Below are 15415 nucleotides of genomic sequence, written 5' to 3' on the forward strand. Positions count from 1 at the left end.
GGGTGGGTCGGTGATCGGCGGTTCAGGCGGGCGCGGCTGGCGTTCGGCCGCGTCAGGTCAGGCTAGAGGCGGAAGCGTCGAGGCAGGCGCCATCGCGCAGCGCCCGCGACGGCGGTGCAACCGACGCTATACCAGACAACCACATAGAGAGGGTCGTTGAACGGGCAGCAGAAGGCGAAAACGAAGGCACCGCAAGCACCGGCGGCAATGCCTGAGGCAAGCGCGCTCAGCCGAGGCTGGGTCGGTGCGGCCCTGCGCATCAGGGCACCGAGCAGTGCTACGATCGGAAGCGAGAGGACGAAGATCGACGCCGCGCACAGCACGCCGCTCGCCGGGTCGATGCGATCGAGCAGCACTCGCTCACCCACGTCTTCGGGAGTGACGAACGCGCCGCACACAATGGCGACGACCGCCAAAGAGCACGCGAGCATCAGTCCGCGCCGCGGTCGCGCCGTGGGCTGGAAGGACCGGATCGCCAGGGCGCTGGCCACCACGGCCAGAAGGCCGAGGCTTCCCACCCGCCACATCAGAAACGGCGAGCCGGCCATGTGGTGCATGTCCGGCCGCATCACGCCCATGGTGAGGAAAAGCGCCAGTTCCACGGCGCCAAGCGCGAGCACGAGCGCGCCTTCACGCAGCATGCTCCTGCGCTGGACGGGCGCGAGATCGGACGACAGGTCGATGATCAGGGATTCATTCGACATCGGGGGCCTTCTCAATGATTGCCGTGAGGCGCTGGAGCCCACGGTGGATGTTCATCTTCACGGCTGACGGAGAGAGGCCGATCTGCGCCGAAGCGTCCTCGACGCTGTATCCCTGCACCTTGACCAGCAGGATCGCCTGGGCCTGTGCGGGACGGAGCTGGTCGAGCAGGGTTGCCAGCACCGAGCTGCTGACCACCGACGCCTCATGGTCCCCGACCGCCATCTCGTCGGTCAATTCGCCCAGCGGACGGCGCCCCAGGCTGCGCAGCTGGTCGACCCATTTGTTCTTGGCGATGGCCGCCAGCCATGGGGCCAGCGGATACTGCGGATCATAGGTATGGCGCCGCCGATGGACGGCGAGCAGCGTCTCCTGGACGGCATCGTCCACTTCTCCGGGCGGCAACCGGCGCTGGAAGTAGCGCGTGAGCCATTCGGACATCTCGCCGAGCAACCGGTGATACGCGCCACCGTGTCCATCCTGGGCGGCGACCATCAGACTGCTCCAATCATCCGGCGCTGTCCGGGACGGCCGCTCACGGCTTACTCGTGCCTGTCCAGGGGCAGGCTTTGAGATCAATCTCGAGAGGAAGTCCGAGCGCATGATCTCTTATTCGCGCGCTAAGCGGCTTTGGTCACTGCACGGCTGATTTTTTCTCAAGAAATTCTCGGATGAGACGCACGCCGTCAACGGCAGGCCTGCCGATCCACATGACGTTTCGGTGCGGCCTGTGTCTTGGTCGGGTTTCTTCTGGAACCGGCTTTCGGTTACCGACCCGCCTTTCGAGAATTGTGGCGAGAAGTGACAGGGCCGCGCCACGCGCGGATTACGGATCATTCGCCCGGATTGCTTCCCGGCGCTCGCGACTGTGCTGCCTATAGATGCAGCCTTCGCGCGATGGGACATGGCCGAAGTGCGCTCGCTCGCCGTGCAGACGCCGTCAACCAGATCGCGGCGCAGTGGAAGGCTTGGAGCCCTGAACGTACCGCACCGACATCGCAACGATCTGAAAAGCCGACGTCCGACGCCGAGTTAAAAATGCGCCAGATAGCCACCATCAACGGCAAGCACCTGCCCTGTCACATAGGATGAGGTTGGCAACGCGAAGAAGAGCACGGCGCCTGCAATCTCTTCGGGGCGTCCCCACCGCCCGAGCGAAGTGCGACGGGACAGGTGTTCGGCTACGGCGGGGTCGGCGACCATGTCTGCGTTCGCGTCAGTTGCAAAGAAGCCGGGTGCGACCGCATTGACGGTAATCTGTCGCGGACCGAGTTCAGCCGCCAACGCCCTCGTCAGAGCATCGAGGCCGCCTTTCGTCATCGTATAGGCGGCATCTCCTGACCGTGCGATCTGGCCGGCGATAGACGTGATATTTATGATGCGACCGCCCGCCGGCATCCGGGCACTGAGAAGGCGCGCCAGGTCGAATGGGGCTACGAGGTTTACCTCGAGCAGCTTCCGCACGGCTTCTCGATCAAGCCCCGCCAATGATCGTCGATCGCGATCTCCCGCGTTGTTGACAAGTATCTCGATCGTATCGTGAGCGGCCAGGAGCTTCGCAGCGGCATCTTCCTGACGAAGATCGGCAACGACTATCTCGCACGAACCGCCGATGTCGGAGATCATCCGCGCCAAAGGCCTGAGCCGCTCAGCATTCCGGCCGTGAAGCAGCACATGGGCGCCAGCCGCCGCCAGACCGTTGGCAATCTCTCCGCCGAGCCCGCCGCTGGCTCCGGTGACAAGTGCGATCTTACCTTGAAGCGTCATACGCAAGTCCATCGTCTATAGCGGCCGATAAAGAGAACGATGCTTTTTGCCCGTCTGAATTGCTCGTTACAGCCCGGCCTGTCGTTCTTTTCAAGGTCGGCCGTCCGCCCTCACCATGGACCCTCGGGACGATGCCGCAACGAAAGCTCTTTTTTTTGATCCTTGTCGTAAACGACGATCACGCTTCTACCTGCCGCGATGCGATCTACCGCGAGGGCGACACGCTTGCGCGCAAGCTCATTGGGCGCGTGTTCGTGCTCGTGTTCGTGCTCCCTGTAGCGTCTGTGCTGGACCACCGCGCTAACGCGAGAGGAGGTCTGCCGACCACGTGAAGGGTTCAATTAGCGATGTGCGGCTAGGGGCGCCGACAGCCTGTCGATGACGCACAGTCGATCGTCGTGAAAGTGAAAGAATGGGTCGCTAAGTGCCTGCAGCGAGAGGGAAGGCCGCACCCTCTATCGGCGTAAAATATGTGAAAATGCCCATTCCATTATCCACTCGCTTCGCAAAGGCCCGCGCCGCTGGTCCTTTTTCCGGATCCTTGAGTGAAGCGCGCCTGTTTGCCTATGCATCGGGAAATTTCGGCAAGGGCCTGGTCTTTGCCGGTGCGGACCTCACTCTCCTTTTTCTGCTGACAGACCTGCTTGGCCTGTCTGCCGTCGAGGCAGGTACGCTCATGCTTGTCGCCGTAGCCGGCGACCTCGTCTTCGACCTACTGGCGGCGATGCTGGTGATCCGCCTGCGTCGATGGGGCAAGGGATACCGCTGGCTGGTGGCGGCCGGGGCGTTTCCTTGTGGAATCGCTTTCGCTTTGCTCTACGCTCTGCCTGCTTCGGGCGTGCGGGAAGGCTGGGTCCTGGCATGCGCCTTGCTGGCCTTCCGCGGTGCCTATGCCGTCATCGACGTTCCACACAACGCCCTGATGGCCCAGATGACTTACGACAGCCGAGCGCGGGGGCGGGTCTCCGGATACCGCTTGCTGTTCAGCACGGCGAGTTCGCTGGCAGTAGCCCTGATCCTCGCGCCGCTGGTCCAGCGGGCGGGGCGGGACAGCGCATTCGATAGCCTGGCAACGACGGGCGTCGTCGCGGGCGCGCTGTTCACGCTCACCATGCTGACATGCACGTTCGTTTCGCGTGGCGGTGCAGATCGCGGGCGCGACGCCGACGCGCTGCAGGACGGGATCGCGGTTCCTCTGCGCAATCGACTGGTCCTGGGAATGGGCCTTCTGGCGATGCTCACGGGATTCGCAGCGCCGACATTCGGGCGGATGATGCTGTACATCGGGACCTACGTCGTCGGCCGGCCCGACATGGTAGGTACACTGCTATTGGCGATGAGCCTGGGGCAATTCGTCGGCGTGATGGCCTGGACGGGGCTGAGCGGGCGCTTCGACAAGAGCCAGCTGCTCGCCATCGGGCACGGGGTCAGTGCGCTGGGCATCGCCCTGTTCGGCCTCTGCCTGGGCCGGCCCGAAGCACTGCCTGCTTGCGCGGCGCTGACGGGCTTCGGCTTCGCCGGCGTGTTCATGCTGCCCTGGGGCTTGCTGGCGGATACCGTGGACTTCGTCGCCTGGCGACACGGCAAGCGGCTGGAGGCAGGGCTGTTCGCCTGCTACCTCGTGGCCGTGAAGGCGAGTGGCGCCGCCGCGACCGTGATGATCGGCTGGTCGCTGGGCTGGCTGGGCTATGCACCGGGCATGGATCAGACGATCTCGGTGGAGGCCGGAATGATCGCGCTTGGTCTCGGCATACCGCTGTTGGGCTGCATTGGCGCGGTGACGTTGCTGCGGCGCTTCGACATCGGCCATGCCCGCCACGACCGCGTGCTTGCGGCGCTGGCCTGCAAGAGCACGCGGTCGAGCGATCAGTCGGGGGCGGAGCCGGTTTCGGGATTGAACTTGGGGTTGGTGAAGTCCAGCGGCGAAGGGACCACCTTGGCGGGCGGGGCAGCGCTCTCGGCCCAGGCACGGCAGAGCATGTCACGCAGCATCGCCGCGCCCGCGCTCGTGCGCTCGTAGACCATCTCGCGCACGTCCTTGTCCGTGAAGTCGGCGAAACCGGCGCGCTTCTCCAGCTTGTAGACCGCTTCCATCTTGTTGCCCGATTGGTCGAGGTAGGCGAGCACAGCATCGAACATGTCGCCCTGCTCGCGGCCGGGCGCACCGATGCGCGGAGCTATGTCCGCCACAGTCAGAGCGATGCCGTCGACGAACTTGCTCTCGAAGCGGCCGTGGACGGTGCGGTCGGTGGTGTAGCCATGCGGATTGGCGCCGCGCCAGCCGTCGCTGTTGACCGAATCGTGCATCGGATTGGCCCCGTCGCCGATGTAGTGGCCGAGGCGGAATACGTCGAAAGCGCAGTTCTGCTCGGGCACCGAGGCGTCGCGGCCCTCGGCCTGCGCGGCGCGGACCTGCCGCATGCAGACGACGATCCGGTCGTAGGCCTCGATCGCGGCGTAGGGCAGCGTGCCGGTCCAGCGCACGTTGGTGCGCGCGGCGGTGGCGGGATCGCTGTCCTTGATCTTCTCGTAGTGCTTGTAGAGCGCCAGCACGAATTCGTAGCGCGAGCGCGGGATCGGCTTCACGAAGGTGAACTGCTCGCGGAACCAGCCGTGGTTGGGATCTTCCTCGATCTTCGAGAAGTTCTCCGAATCCCCGCGCCAGGCGTCCGGCTGGGTGGCCGATGCGGCGACGTAATCCTCGTACTTGCGCAGGAAGACCGGGCCGTCGGCAGGGATCGCCTCGATCGCGGCGCGGTCGATCACGGCGTGAGCGGTCTGGCCCCAGGCGTAGGCGGCGGAGGGAGCGAGCGCGAGGCCGGCGATGGCGGCGAGCAGGACGGAACGCATGGGATGTCTCCGGTTCAAGGGTCGAGCGGGTCGCGCGGATCGATGCGCGCCGAGAGGGCCGAAGGGCGGAATTCCAGCTCGGTGGGCGAGATGCGTGCGCCGACGTTGCCGGGTTCGTAGCCCAGTTCGGTCAGGTTGCGCTGGACGAACTGCGCGCTCTCGATCGCCGCGCTCTGGCCCGGGTTGCACACAATGATCGTGTCCTTGTCCAGTGGAGCGCCCATCGCCATCAGCAGGCGCGTGGCATTGCGCAGATTGGTGGTGGTGTGCCGGGCATAGGGCTCGATGACGATGGCCTCTGCCGGGATGCCGTAGCGCGCGATCAGGGCGGCGCGCATCTCCTGCGCCTCAGCGAAGCGAGTGGCGCGCGGATGGGCACGGCCGCCCGTGACGATGATGAACGGAACGTCACCCGCCGCAAAGCGCTGCGCGGCGAGGCGCAGGTGGTACTTGCCGAAAGGGCTGAGCGCCATGTCGGACACTTCGGGGCCTACGCCGGTGACGATCATGGCGCTGTAGCGCCAGTGCTTCCAGTCCAGTGACTTCGCGCGCTTCATGGCGGGTGCGTTGAGGCCGCCCAGCAGCGGCTCGAAGCCGACCGCGTCGGTGCGGTCGCTGCCGTCGAGCAGGGCCAGCGCGAACTCCACGCTGGGGTCGAGCGCCTGCGCCGAACCGGCACGCGCCGTCTGGGAAAGCCAAGCCGCCGCCTGAAGCCGGGTGCGGATCTCCTGCGGGTCGAGAGCGCCCGCGCCGTCGATCTGCGGATAGCCCGGCACCTGGCCGATGCCATAAGTGCGCACGATCACGTTGATGCCCGCGATCTCGCGCCTGGCCTGGGCGGCGGGACCATCGTCCGCGCCCCCGTCCACGACGGCGGCCGCCACGACCTGCGCCTCGTCATCGGTCCACACCATCGCCTGCGCCGCGCAGCCGAGGTCATTTCCGCAGGCCACGCGCCGGTCGTACCGCCCGCGCAGCATGGCGGCCACTTCCGGGCGGGCCTGCAGCGCATTCATCGCCGAGGGATTGCGACCCAGCGCGTCGAGCAACGGGAACAGCCGCGCCGAAAGCGCCTCCGCCACGGTGTCCCTTGCCGTCCCGGCCGAAGCAGGAACAGCCATGAGGGAGAGCGCCGTCGCCGCGAACATCACCGCTGTCATGCGCGCCGGGCCGCTCCGCATCACCAGGACTTGCCGATGACGAGGCGGAAGTTGCGACCGAAGATCGGACGGCCGTAGATCGCCTCGGCGCTGCCCTGTCCGGCCAGCGAGTCGGTGCGCGTGTTGCCTTCGGTCAGGCCGTGGGCGTTGAACAGGTTGTCGCCGACGACCTGCAGGTTCCACGTTCCACGGCGCAGCGTCACGCCCGCGCCGACCGTGCCGTAGGAGGGCAGCGCAGTGTTGTTGTAGAGGTCGACGAAGCGCTTGCCCATGTAGGTGTAGCGTCCGTAAATCGACACGTCCGTCTCGCCGGTGGTGAAGTCGAAGCTGGGGCGGATGTTGCCGTATACCTTCGGCTGGCGGACGATCTGGTTGCCTTCCACCTGCTCCGGATCGGCGCCGGTGGTGCTCTGGAAGCTCTTGTACTTGGGACCGCTGACGGTCAGCGCGCCGTTGAGCGTGAACCACGGCGTGACCGACCAGGCACCGTCGAACTCGACGCCCTTGACCTGCGCCTCGCCGACGAACGGGATGTTCACGTCGTTGCGGCCCGTGGTCGGGTCGAACGCCAGGAACGAGGCATTGAGCGGGTCGAAGTTGGTGTAGAAGCCGGTGACGTAGAGGTACGAGCGGCCCGAGGCGAGCTTCAGGCCCACTTCGAACTGGTCGGCCACGGTGGTGATGATCGTCGGATTGATGCTCATCACCGTCTGCACGTTCGGCGGCGTCTCCAGGTGCGAGGCGCGGCCGTAGACGCCGATGCTGGATGAGAAGTCGTAGTTCGCGCCGACCGTCCAGTTGGTGACGTTGGGCTTGAGCTTCTGGTTCAGGATGACGCCGGTGAAGGCGCGGGTGCTGTCGTCGGCGAGCGTGGTGGTGTCGCCCAGGTTCGCGGCTTCGGTCAGCGCGGCCCAGCCCTTGTAGCTGTAGCGCTCGTGGCGGATGCCGGCGTCGATGCGTAGGCCGGGGATGATCTCCCAGGTGTCGTTGGCGTAGAGCGCGAACATCTTCGCGTCCGAATCGCCCTGGCTCAGCGTGGCGGCGTAGTTGAGCACGCCATTGTCGGTGACGGTGCCGATCGCGGTGCCGGCGGCGTTGTAGGCAACGAGGTCGAGCGTGCGCGGCTTGCCGGCCACCTCGATCAGGTAGTTCTGGTAGAGCGTCTTGCTGTCCTCGCCGTAGAGGCTGCCGTAGAGGCCCAGCTTGATGTCGTGGCTGCCGATGCCGGTCTCGAACTTGCGGGCGACCGAGAGGTTGGCCTGGCCCGAATAGAACTTCGAGTGGATGTCGCGGTACTGGCCCTGCATGACGAGCCCCGAGGCCGAGTACGGATCGTAGACGGTGTTGGTGCCGGCCAGCACGTAACCCATGTGGTCGACCGCGCCGAACGCCGTCCGCGCGCGGGCGAGGTAGCTGTTGGCGAAAGTAGTACCGTCGGCGGGGTTGGTGGTCGAGTAGAACGCGGTGAAGTCGTTCTTGCCCTGCGTGTACCCGGCCTTGGCGGAGACCAGCCAGCCATCGAAGTCGCCTTCGTACTGCGCGCCGAAGTTCAGCATCTGCATGTGGCGGCCGTCGGACAGGTCGCTGTTACGGCTCTGGATGACGCCGGTGCCGTCGCGGTACTTGAGGTTGACGTTGCGGAAGGCGGGCGAGTTCATCGTGCCTTCGAAGTAGTCGATGTACTGGTTCAGCGACTTGCTCGGATCGCGCGGGTCGTTGGTCGGGATCGGCAGGTAGAAGACGTTGTGATCGTTGACGTAGTTGACGTTCAGCTTGACGAAGCCGTTGTCCAGCTCGTGCTTGATGTTGGCGCGAATCTGGCCGCCCTTGTCGTTGGGGAAGCCGTTGTCGCGGTAGCCGTCATGGTGGCGCAGGAAGCCGCCGACCGCGTAATAGGTGTTCTTGGCCAGCTTTCCGGCCTGGTAGGCGTCGAGGCGGTAGAGGCCGGTGTCGCCGAGCGTCACCTGGACCTTGCCGCGCGGGGTGTCGGTGCCCTCGACGGTGATGGCGTTGATGATCGCGCCCGAGTAGCTGGCATAGACCGGTGCCGGACCGCCCCGTACCACTTCGACGCGCTGGGTCATCAGGTCGGGCTTGAGGATCGCGTCGCCGCGGAAGAACACGCCGTCGTTCTCATGGAATAGCGGCAGTCCGTCCTGCTGGAAGCTGACGAAGCCGCCGTCGTTGGGCAGTCCGCGGATGCGGTAGATGTTCTGGACTTCACCGCCGGTGATCTCGGTCTGGAAGCCGGGGAGCTGGCCGATGAGGTCGGCGAAGTTGACCGGCGCGATCTTCTCGAAGTCTTCCTGCGACACCGTGTTGATCGCGTAGGACACGTCGAAGCGGCGCTGGGCGCGGGTCGAGCCGGTGACGATGATGTCGTCGCCCTGCGCCGAAACGTCCTCTTCGGCGGGCGTCGCCGGCGCGGCGCTGGCCGTCCCTTGGGCGTACACAGGCGTAACATGGACGGCACAGATCGCGACGAGCGCTGTACCAGTGGCGAGAACGGTCTTGAGCATGGTGGCCCCTCATGAATTTCGGTGCCGCCGAAGCGGCGACGAGGCCGCCATTGGTCGCTCAACATGACATTTCTAATTATTGTTGTGAAAATAAATAATAGGCTTTAGCGGCCCATCGAGGAGGCCAGCCATGCAGATACCTGCATTCGACAAGGACCAGCGGCGCATCATCCATGAACTGCGCAAGGCGGGTCCGCTATCACGCTCGGCGCTGGCTGGGCGGCTCGAGATCAGCGGGACGGCGCTGACGCGTCTCTCTCGCGAGTTGCTGACGCTGGGCGTGCTCGAGGAAGTTCCCGAAGCCGATGCGCACGGCCGGGGTCGCCCAGCCATCCCGTTGCGGCTCGCCGCACGGGGTGGCTACGCGGTCGGCGCGACGGCGCACAAGGGCATGCTCGATATCGCGCTGGTCGATTTCGCGGGAGACATGATCGCCACCCACCGCGAGGCGATCCCACCTATCGACCCCCGCGAATTCGCGCAGAGGGTGCGCCGGCTGACCCACGACCTGGTCGACCGCCACCACCTGCTTGGCCGGCGGATGCTGGGCCTTGGCGTCGCGGTGCCGGGTCCCTCGCTCGGCAACGACCGTTGGAGCGTCGTCGACGACATGCCCGGCTGGCGCGACGCTCCCTTGCGGGAGATCCTGAGCGCGGAACTCGGCTGGCCATTGTGGATCGAGAACGACGCCAACGTCGCCGCCATCGCCGAGTTCTATCTCGGCGGACTTATGCGCGATTTCTTGACGGTGGTGGTGCTGTTGCTGGGCTACGGCATCGGTGCAGGCGTGATCGTCGACGGTCGCCTGATGCGCGGGGAGTTCGGCGTCGCCGGCGAAATCGGATGCCTGTACCCAGGCGACCGCCCGCGCCCCAGTCCGCTCGACCTGCTCTCCACGTTGCGCGCGAACGGCTGCCCGGTCTCCTCCGTCGGCGAGATCGACCCCGGCGCGGTCGAGCAGCGCAACGCGATCGAAGAATGGATGGACCGCGCCGCGCGGCAGCTCGAGGTGGTCTGCAACACCGCCTTCGCCTGGCTCGACCCTGGCGCGATCGTTCTCGCGGGGACGCTGCCGACAGCGATACTGGAAGGTCTGGCCGAGCGCTTGCGCCGGACCGACCTTGTCACCACCGTAAACGATCGCAGCCCGCCCGTGCAGGTTTCGGGCGTGCGCGGATCGCCCATCACACTGGGCGCCGCGCTGCTGCCCATCCACGCCCTTTCGGCGCAAGGCTGAGACCATGGGCTGCTGCTGGACTGCGCCGCGATCCACGATATTGAAGGCGCCATGACGACTTCCAGCGATCGTGGCGCGAGCCGACAGGTTCCGGACAATACCTTCATTTGCGATGCCGCGCGCGCCGTGGTGGCGGCGAAGGGCTTTTCGGGCATGAGCCTGCGCACCGTCGCCGAAGAGGCCGGAACCTCGGTCGGCTCGATCAGCTACCGCATCGGCGACCGTGCGGCGTTGATCGCCGCCGTGCTCGAACGCGAGATTGCGATGATGGCCGCCACCCGCGCCGAATGGCGAGAGCGAGTGGAAGGGATCGACCCCGTCGCTGCCGGCATTCTCCCCGATCTCGTGTGCGAATGGCTGGACCAAGGCGCGGGATCGCGCCGCACCTCGGCCATCGTCACCTGCGAATTGATCCTCCTGGCAAGCCGCGAACCTGCGGCCCTGCCCTGGATCGCAGCGCTGATCGCCGAAGGAGAGGCCTTGTGGCACGACTTGCTCTCCGCTTCGCGGCAGGGAGAGCGGCTGGCGCCTTTCATCGCCAGCTACTGTATCGACGAGCAGCCGTTCTCGATCCTGCTCGCTAGCGAGACCGACTACCGCCTGCTGCGCCACTCGACCGTACGGGGCATGCTGCGCAATGGGCCAGTGGAACTTGGCGCAGGGGACTGGCACATGGCGCTCGTCGATCGTCTTGCCGCCCCCGCTGCGCTTGCGCACGACGCAGCCGCCAAGCCCCCGGAAGGAAGCAGGGCGATGCTGGCGGACCGTGTCGCGGACCTAATCGCCGGGCAAGGTGTCGGCGCCCTGTCGCACCGCACCGTCGCGCAGGCGGCAGGCGTGGCGACATCTAGCGTTGCACATCACTTCCCCGCCCATCGCGACATTCTCTTCGCGGGCGTCGAGACGCTCTACCGCCGGATGCGCAGCGAGATCCGGTCGAGCGATGCGAAAGTGGGCAACAGCGACGTAGTGCGACTGACCCACGAGTGCGCCCTCACCGCGCTTGCGGACCCGGCATTCCGGCCCTTCGCCATCGACATGCGCCGCCGCCGTGCCGAAAACGTACACGTCCAGTTCGCGGAGTGGCTGGGCATCCCGCCCGGCTCCGACCGCGCGCGGACGCAGGCCGTCGTCATGGCCTCGATCGGGGCGGGCCTGCGCCGGATGACGACCGGCGAACCTTGGCTGACCGCTCCGGAAATAGTCAGGCAATTTATTGAAAACGGTACGTATGTTTTGAAGTGACTTTTTCATCGGTTTTAAAAGCAGCACGAGTGTCCTGAAAGGGTCATAAAGCCGCTCTAGAGGCGCGTCCTGAGACCACGGTCAACAGGACGGAACCCTCCCATGTCTGCTTTGAAGCGCAAGCGTACGATCCACCTTCTCTCGACGATCCTGACGGGCGCGCTGGCGCCGTGCTGGGCCATGGCGGCCCACGCGCAGGAGGCCCCCGCCGACGACGGCGATGCCCTCCCCGAAATCACCGTCACTGCCGAGCGCCGCTCGGAGAGCAGCCAGAAGGTGCCGGTGGCGATCCAGTCGATCGACGGCGAGACGCTGGCGAAGACCGGCTACACCTCGGTCACCGACCTGCAGTACACGATGCCCGGCGTGCAGTACGACCCGACGCAAGGTGCCGCCTTCCAGATCCGCGGCGTGGGCAGCACCTCGTTCGACTTCTCCAACGCCAAGTCGGTCAGCGTTGTCGTCGATGACGTGGTGATGGACGGCCAGCGCGCGAACGGCCTCACCGGCCTCGTCGACATCGAGCGCGTGGACGTGCTGATGGGCCCGCAGGGTACGCTGTTCGGCAAGAACGCCACCTCGGGCGTGATCGCCGTGACCACCACCAAGCCGAAGCTCGGCGAGTGGTCCACGCGCGCCAGCGCCAGCTTCGGCGAGCATGACGAGCGCATCCTCAACGGCACCGTCAATGTGCCGCTCGGCCCCATCGCGGCGCTGCGGGCCTCCGGTTTCGACCAGGCGTTCGACGGCTTCGGCCGCAACGTCACGCTGAACCGCAAGGTCGGCTCGCAGCACGAATACGGCGGCCGCGCGAAGCTCTACCTCGAGCCTTCGGACACCTTCAACCTGACGCTCTCGGGCGACTACGCCTACCACTGGGACAGCAGCGTGCGCACGCCGGTGTCGGGCCAGAGCGCGGAAGTGACCGCGATCCTCAACGAACTCGGCGTCTATCCCGGCCCCAAGAGCGCCGACACCGCCGACAGCTCGTTCGGCGAGATCAAGACCGAGGAATGGGGCACCTCGCTGCGCGCCAACGCGATGCTCGGCGATCACGAACTGACTTCCGTCACCGCCTACCGCGTCACCGGCTACGACAATTCGACACCCGCAAGCCTGACCCCCTATGACCGCTACGCCTACATCCCGTTCAACCTGGGCCAGCTCGACACCGACAAGTTCAGCCAGGAAGTCCACCTCGCATCGCCCACCGGCGGCTTCGTGCAATACCTCGTCGGCGCGTTCTACAACCGCCTTCATGCACGCCAGACGCAGCTGCAGTGGTCGACCGGCGGCCAGCCGCTCTACAATGCGGCGGGCACTCCGCTGCCCACGCTCATCGCGCTGACCGGCGCCGTCGGCGAGAATGGCAATGCCTCGCTGTTCGACTCCGTGAACGAGACGATGGCTGCATTCGGGCAGGTGAAGTTCAACTTCACGCCGCGCCTCAGCCTGTCGCTGGGCGGCCGCTACACGCACGACAACAACTCGCAGAGCATCGACTACGTTACCATCGACCCGCTGACGGTCGCCGGATACACGCCCAATTTCGTGGCATCGAGCGCGCCGCCGGCCTTCGATTTCGGCCGCGTGAAGGGCAACAACTTCTCGTTCCGCGTCGCCCCGCAGTTCCAGGCGACCGACAACGTGATGCTCTATGCTTCGTACTCGACCGGGTACAAGCCGGCGGGCATCGCCTTCGTCGGCAACAAGTACGCGCCCTATCAGGACGAGACGGTCAAGGCGTGGGAAGCGGGCATCAAGTCCGAGTGGTTCGGCCGCCGCCTGCGCCTGAACGTCGACGTGTTCCGTTCCGACTTCAAGGACTTCCAAGCCACCATCCTGACGCAGATCCCGGACGGATCGGGCGGCATGATCAACGCCACGGTCATCGGCAATGCCGGCGGCCTGCGCACCCAGGGCGTCGAGGGCAGCCTCGTGGTCCAGCCGATGCGCGGACTGCAGCTGTCGGGCGCGGTGACCTACACCGACGCCAAGTTCACCGACTACGTCTATAACGCGACGACCAACTACACCGGCTCGCGCCTGACCAACTCGCCCGAATGGTCGGGCACCGCCTCGGTCGACTACGACCATGAGTTCGCTTCGGGAATGGGGCTCAAGGCCCACGCCGACTACGCGTATCGCAGCCAATACTGGACCGTCGTCGGCCAGCCCGCATACTCGAACGTGGCGGGATACGGCCTTGTCAACGGCCGCCTGAGCGTGACGCTGCCCGACCGCAAGGTCGAGGTCGGCGTCTATGCGCGCAACCTGTTCGACAAATACTTCTCCACCGGCTGGCAGCAGTACGGCCCGCTCGGGCTGCTGCATTACACCTCGCCCAATGCGCGGCGCACGCTTGGCGGGTTCGTCAATGTCGACTTCTGATCTCCAGCCTTTCGGGAAACGCACGATGAAGAAACCGATGATGGGCGCGGCCATGACGGCCGCCGCCGCCGCGCTCCTTGCGAGCGCGGCCTTGGCTGGCGCAGGGGCTGAGATTCCAGCCGCGAAGGCGGGGGACGACCTGCCGATCAACGCTGTGCAGGTGGTCGGCACGCACAACAGCTACGCGCTCCCGGCCGACGCGCGGGTGATGGAAACCATGGCCCCGCGCCTGACCGCGCTGATGGCGGCGATGAAAAGCAAGATGTCGCCCGAGCAGAGCGCCGCCATGGCGGACGAGCACCCCGGCGGGCTCACCGACATGGCGCAGACGCTCGACTACGTGCAGATGCCGCTGCAGGCGCAGCTGCGCAGCGGCGTGCGCAGCGTCGAGATCGACCTCCAGCCCGACCCCAGGGGCGGCGCCTATGCCGATCCCCTCCCCTACCGCGAACTGCGCGCCAAAGGCGTCACCGACCTCGCGCCGATCTACCGCGACGAGTTGTCCAAGCCGGGCCTCAAGGTGTTCCACGTCGCCGACCTCGACTTCCGCAGCCAGTGCCCGACGTTCCGTTCGTGCCTGACGCTGCTGCGACAGTGGTCGGATGCGGAGCCGGACCATAGCCCGGTCTTCGTGCTGCTCGAACCCAAGCTCTCCGGCCTCGACCGCGTCATTCCCGGCGCAAGCGTAGTGCCCCCGTTCGACAAGGCGCAGTTCGAGGAGATCGACGAGACGATCCGCAGCGTCCTCGGCCGCGACAAGGTGTTCACGCCCGACGACCTGCGCGGCAAGAAGCCGACGCTGGAATCGGCGGTGCTGGCAAAGCAGTGGCCCACGCTCGGACAGGCGCGCGGCAAGTTCGTGTTCCTGTTCCTCGTGCCCGCGATGAACCTGCAGGCCTTCGCGCCCTATCTGGAGGGACGGCCGTCGCTCGAAGGCCGAATGGCGTTCGTGCAGGGCAAGCCGGGCATGGCGCATACTGCCTTCATGCTGTTCGACAACGCGCTGACGCATGGCCCCGAGATCCGTGACGCGGTCCGCAAGGGCTACCTCGTACGCACTCGTGCCGACATCGACACCGCAGATGCCCGCCGCAACGACCCGCGCCGCCGGGACGCGGCGCTGGCAAGCGGCGCACAGATCGTCTCGACCGACTACCTCACCGCGCCCAACATCTACGGCAACGGTTACCAGGTGGCGCCCTATTCCAAGGGGTGGCGGTGCAATTCCGTCGTAGCCAAATGCGCGGACAATGGAGGCATTTCCAATCCGTAACGAGACAGGGGTTTATGCCGCGCACCGGACAGGCCGAGCGCCCACATCCCCAGTCACAGGGCGGCGTGTCAGTCAAAGATAACGGTCGACCCGCGGATCGGTGCTCGGAGATGCTTGGCCATTCGACCGTTATCGTGAGCCACAGTATCGTGCGTTACCGATGGGAGCATGAGCGCGTCCTCAAAGCCATGCGGGAACGGCTCGACGTAAATCCCGATGGCCCGCAGGCGCGCTCATTTCGGACATTCGCGAGCCTATCGGCTGGGGGGGG

Annotated in this window: 11 protein-coding genes and 1 pseudogene; 6 read left to right on the top strand and 6 right to left on the bottom strand. The window is 66.0% G+C overall.

The genetic code is table 11. The annotated features are described in order from the left end of the window. Nucleotides 1–62: 62 nt before the first annotated feature. The 3 genes from PMI02_RS07940 to PMI02_RS07950 form a co-directional block, all read right to left on the bottom strand. Entirely contained in the window at nt 63–704 is a 642-nt protein-coding gene (locus tag PMI02_RS07940) for an NrsF family protein (RefSeq protein ID WP_007681265.1), read from the bottom strand. Beyond that, nucleotides 694–1197 (bottom strand): sigma-70 family RNA polymerase sigma factor, encoded by a 504-nt coding sequence (locus PMI02_RS07945; protein WP_007681267.1) that lies wholly within the window; start codon nt 1195–1197, stop codon nt 694–696. Before PMI02_RS07945 ends, PMI02_RS07940 begins: the two co-directional genes overlap by 11 nt. Before the next feature lie 537 nt (nt 1198–1734). Next, complete coding sequence (locus PMI02_RS07950; protein ID WP_007681270.1) at nt 1735–2469, bottom strand: SDR family oxidoreductase; 735 nt, start codon at nt 2467–2469, stop codon at nt 1735–1737. Between the two features lie 155 nt (nt 2470–2624). On the opposite strand from PMI02_RS07950, the gene PMI02_RS27025 reads away from it, so the two are divergent. Beyond that, nucleotides 2625–2801, top strand: a complete 177-nt coding sequence (locus PMI02_RS27025; protein WP_157222433.1) for a hypothetical protein — start codon at nt 2625–2627, stop codon at nt 2799–2801. A gap of 146 nt (nt 2802–2947) precedes the next feature. Continuing rightward, nucleotides 2948–4261, top strand: a pseudogene (locus tag PMI02_RS26310) (MFS transporter); the annotation flags it as partial. A gap of 74 nt (nt 4262–4335) precedes the next feature. Here the strand turns inward: PMI02_RS26310 and PMI02_RS27920 are convergent. The 3 genes from PMI02_RS27920 to PMI02_RS07965 are packed head-to-tail and all read right to left on the bottom strand — an operon-like array spanning nt 4336 to nt 8998. Then, on the bottom strand, nt 4336–5319 hold the full coding sequence (locus tag PMI02_RS27920) for a hypothetical protein (protein WP_007681276.1): 984 nt from the start codon (nt 5317–5319) through the stop codon (nt 4336–4338). 14 nt (nt 5320–5333) lie between these two features. After that, complete coding sequence (locus PMI02_RS07960; RefSeq protein WP_157222434.1) at nt 5334–6479, bottom strand: YdcF family protein; 1146 nt, start codon at nt 6477–6479, stop codon at nt 5334–5336. 20 nt (nt 6480–6499) lie between these two features. Then, nucleotides 6500–8998 carry a TonB-dependent receptor gene (locus PMI02_RS07965; RefSeq protein ID WP_007681279.1) on the bottom strand — a complete coding sequence of 833 codons (2499 nt, stop codon included), beginning with the start codon at nt 8996–8998 and terminating at the stop codon, nt 6500–6502. Nucleotides 8999–9128: 130 nt separating this feature from the next. On the opposite strand from PMI02_RS07965, the gene PMI02_RS07970 reads away from it, so the two are divergent. The 4 genes from PMI02_RS07970 (at nt 9129) to PMI02_RS07985 (ending at nt 15144) form a co-directional block, all read left to right on the top strand. Beyond that, complete coding sequence (locus PMI02_RS07970) at nt 9129–10235, top strand: ROK family transcriptional regulator (RefSeq protein WP_007681280.1); 1107 nt, start codon at nt 9129–9131, stop codon at nt 10233–10235. A gap of 51 nt (nt 10236–10286) precedes the next feature. Then, complete coding sequence (locus PMI02_RS07975; RefSeq protein WP_007681281.1) at nt 10287–11480, top strand: TetR/AcrR family transcriptional regulator; 1194 nt, start codon at nt 10287–10289, stop codon at nt 11478–11480. A gap of 102 nt (nt 11481–11582) precedes the next feature. Beyond that, the gene (locus PMI02_RS07980; RefSeq protein WP_007681282.1) at nt 11583–13871 is read left to right on the top strand and encodes a TonB-dependent receptor; all 2289 of its coding nucleotides are present in this window, start codon (nt 11583–11585) and stop codon (nt 13869–13871) included. Between the two features lie 25 nt (nt 13872–13896). Next, nucleotides 13897–15144: a Ca2+-dependent phosphoinositide-specific phospholipase C gene (locus PMI02_RS07985; protein WP_007681283.1), complete on the top strand. Its 1248-nt coding sequence runs from the start codon at nt 13897–13899 to the stop codon at nt 15142–15144. Nucleotides 15145–15415: the final 271 nt, after the last annotated feature.

It is taken from the genome of Novosphingobium sp. AP12, from assembly GCF_000281975.1.
Taxonomy (GTDB): domain Bacteria; phylum Pseudomonadota; class Alphaproteobacteria; order Sphingomonadales; family Sphingomonadaceae; genus Novosphingobium.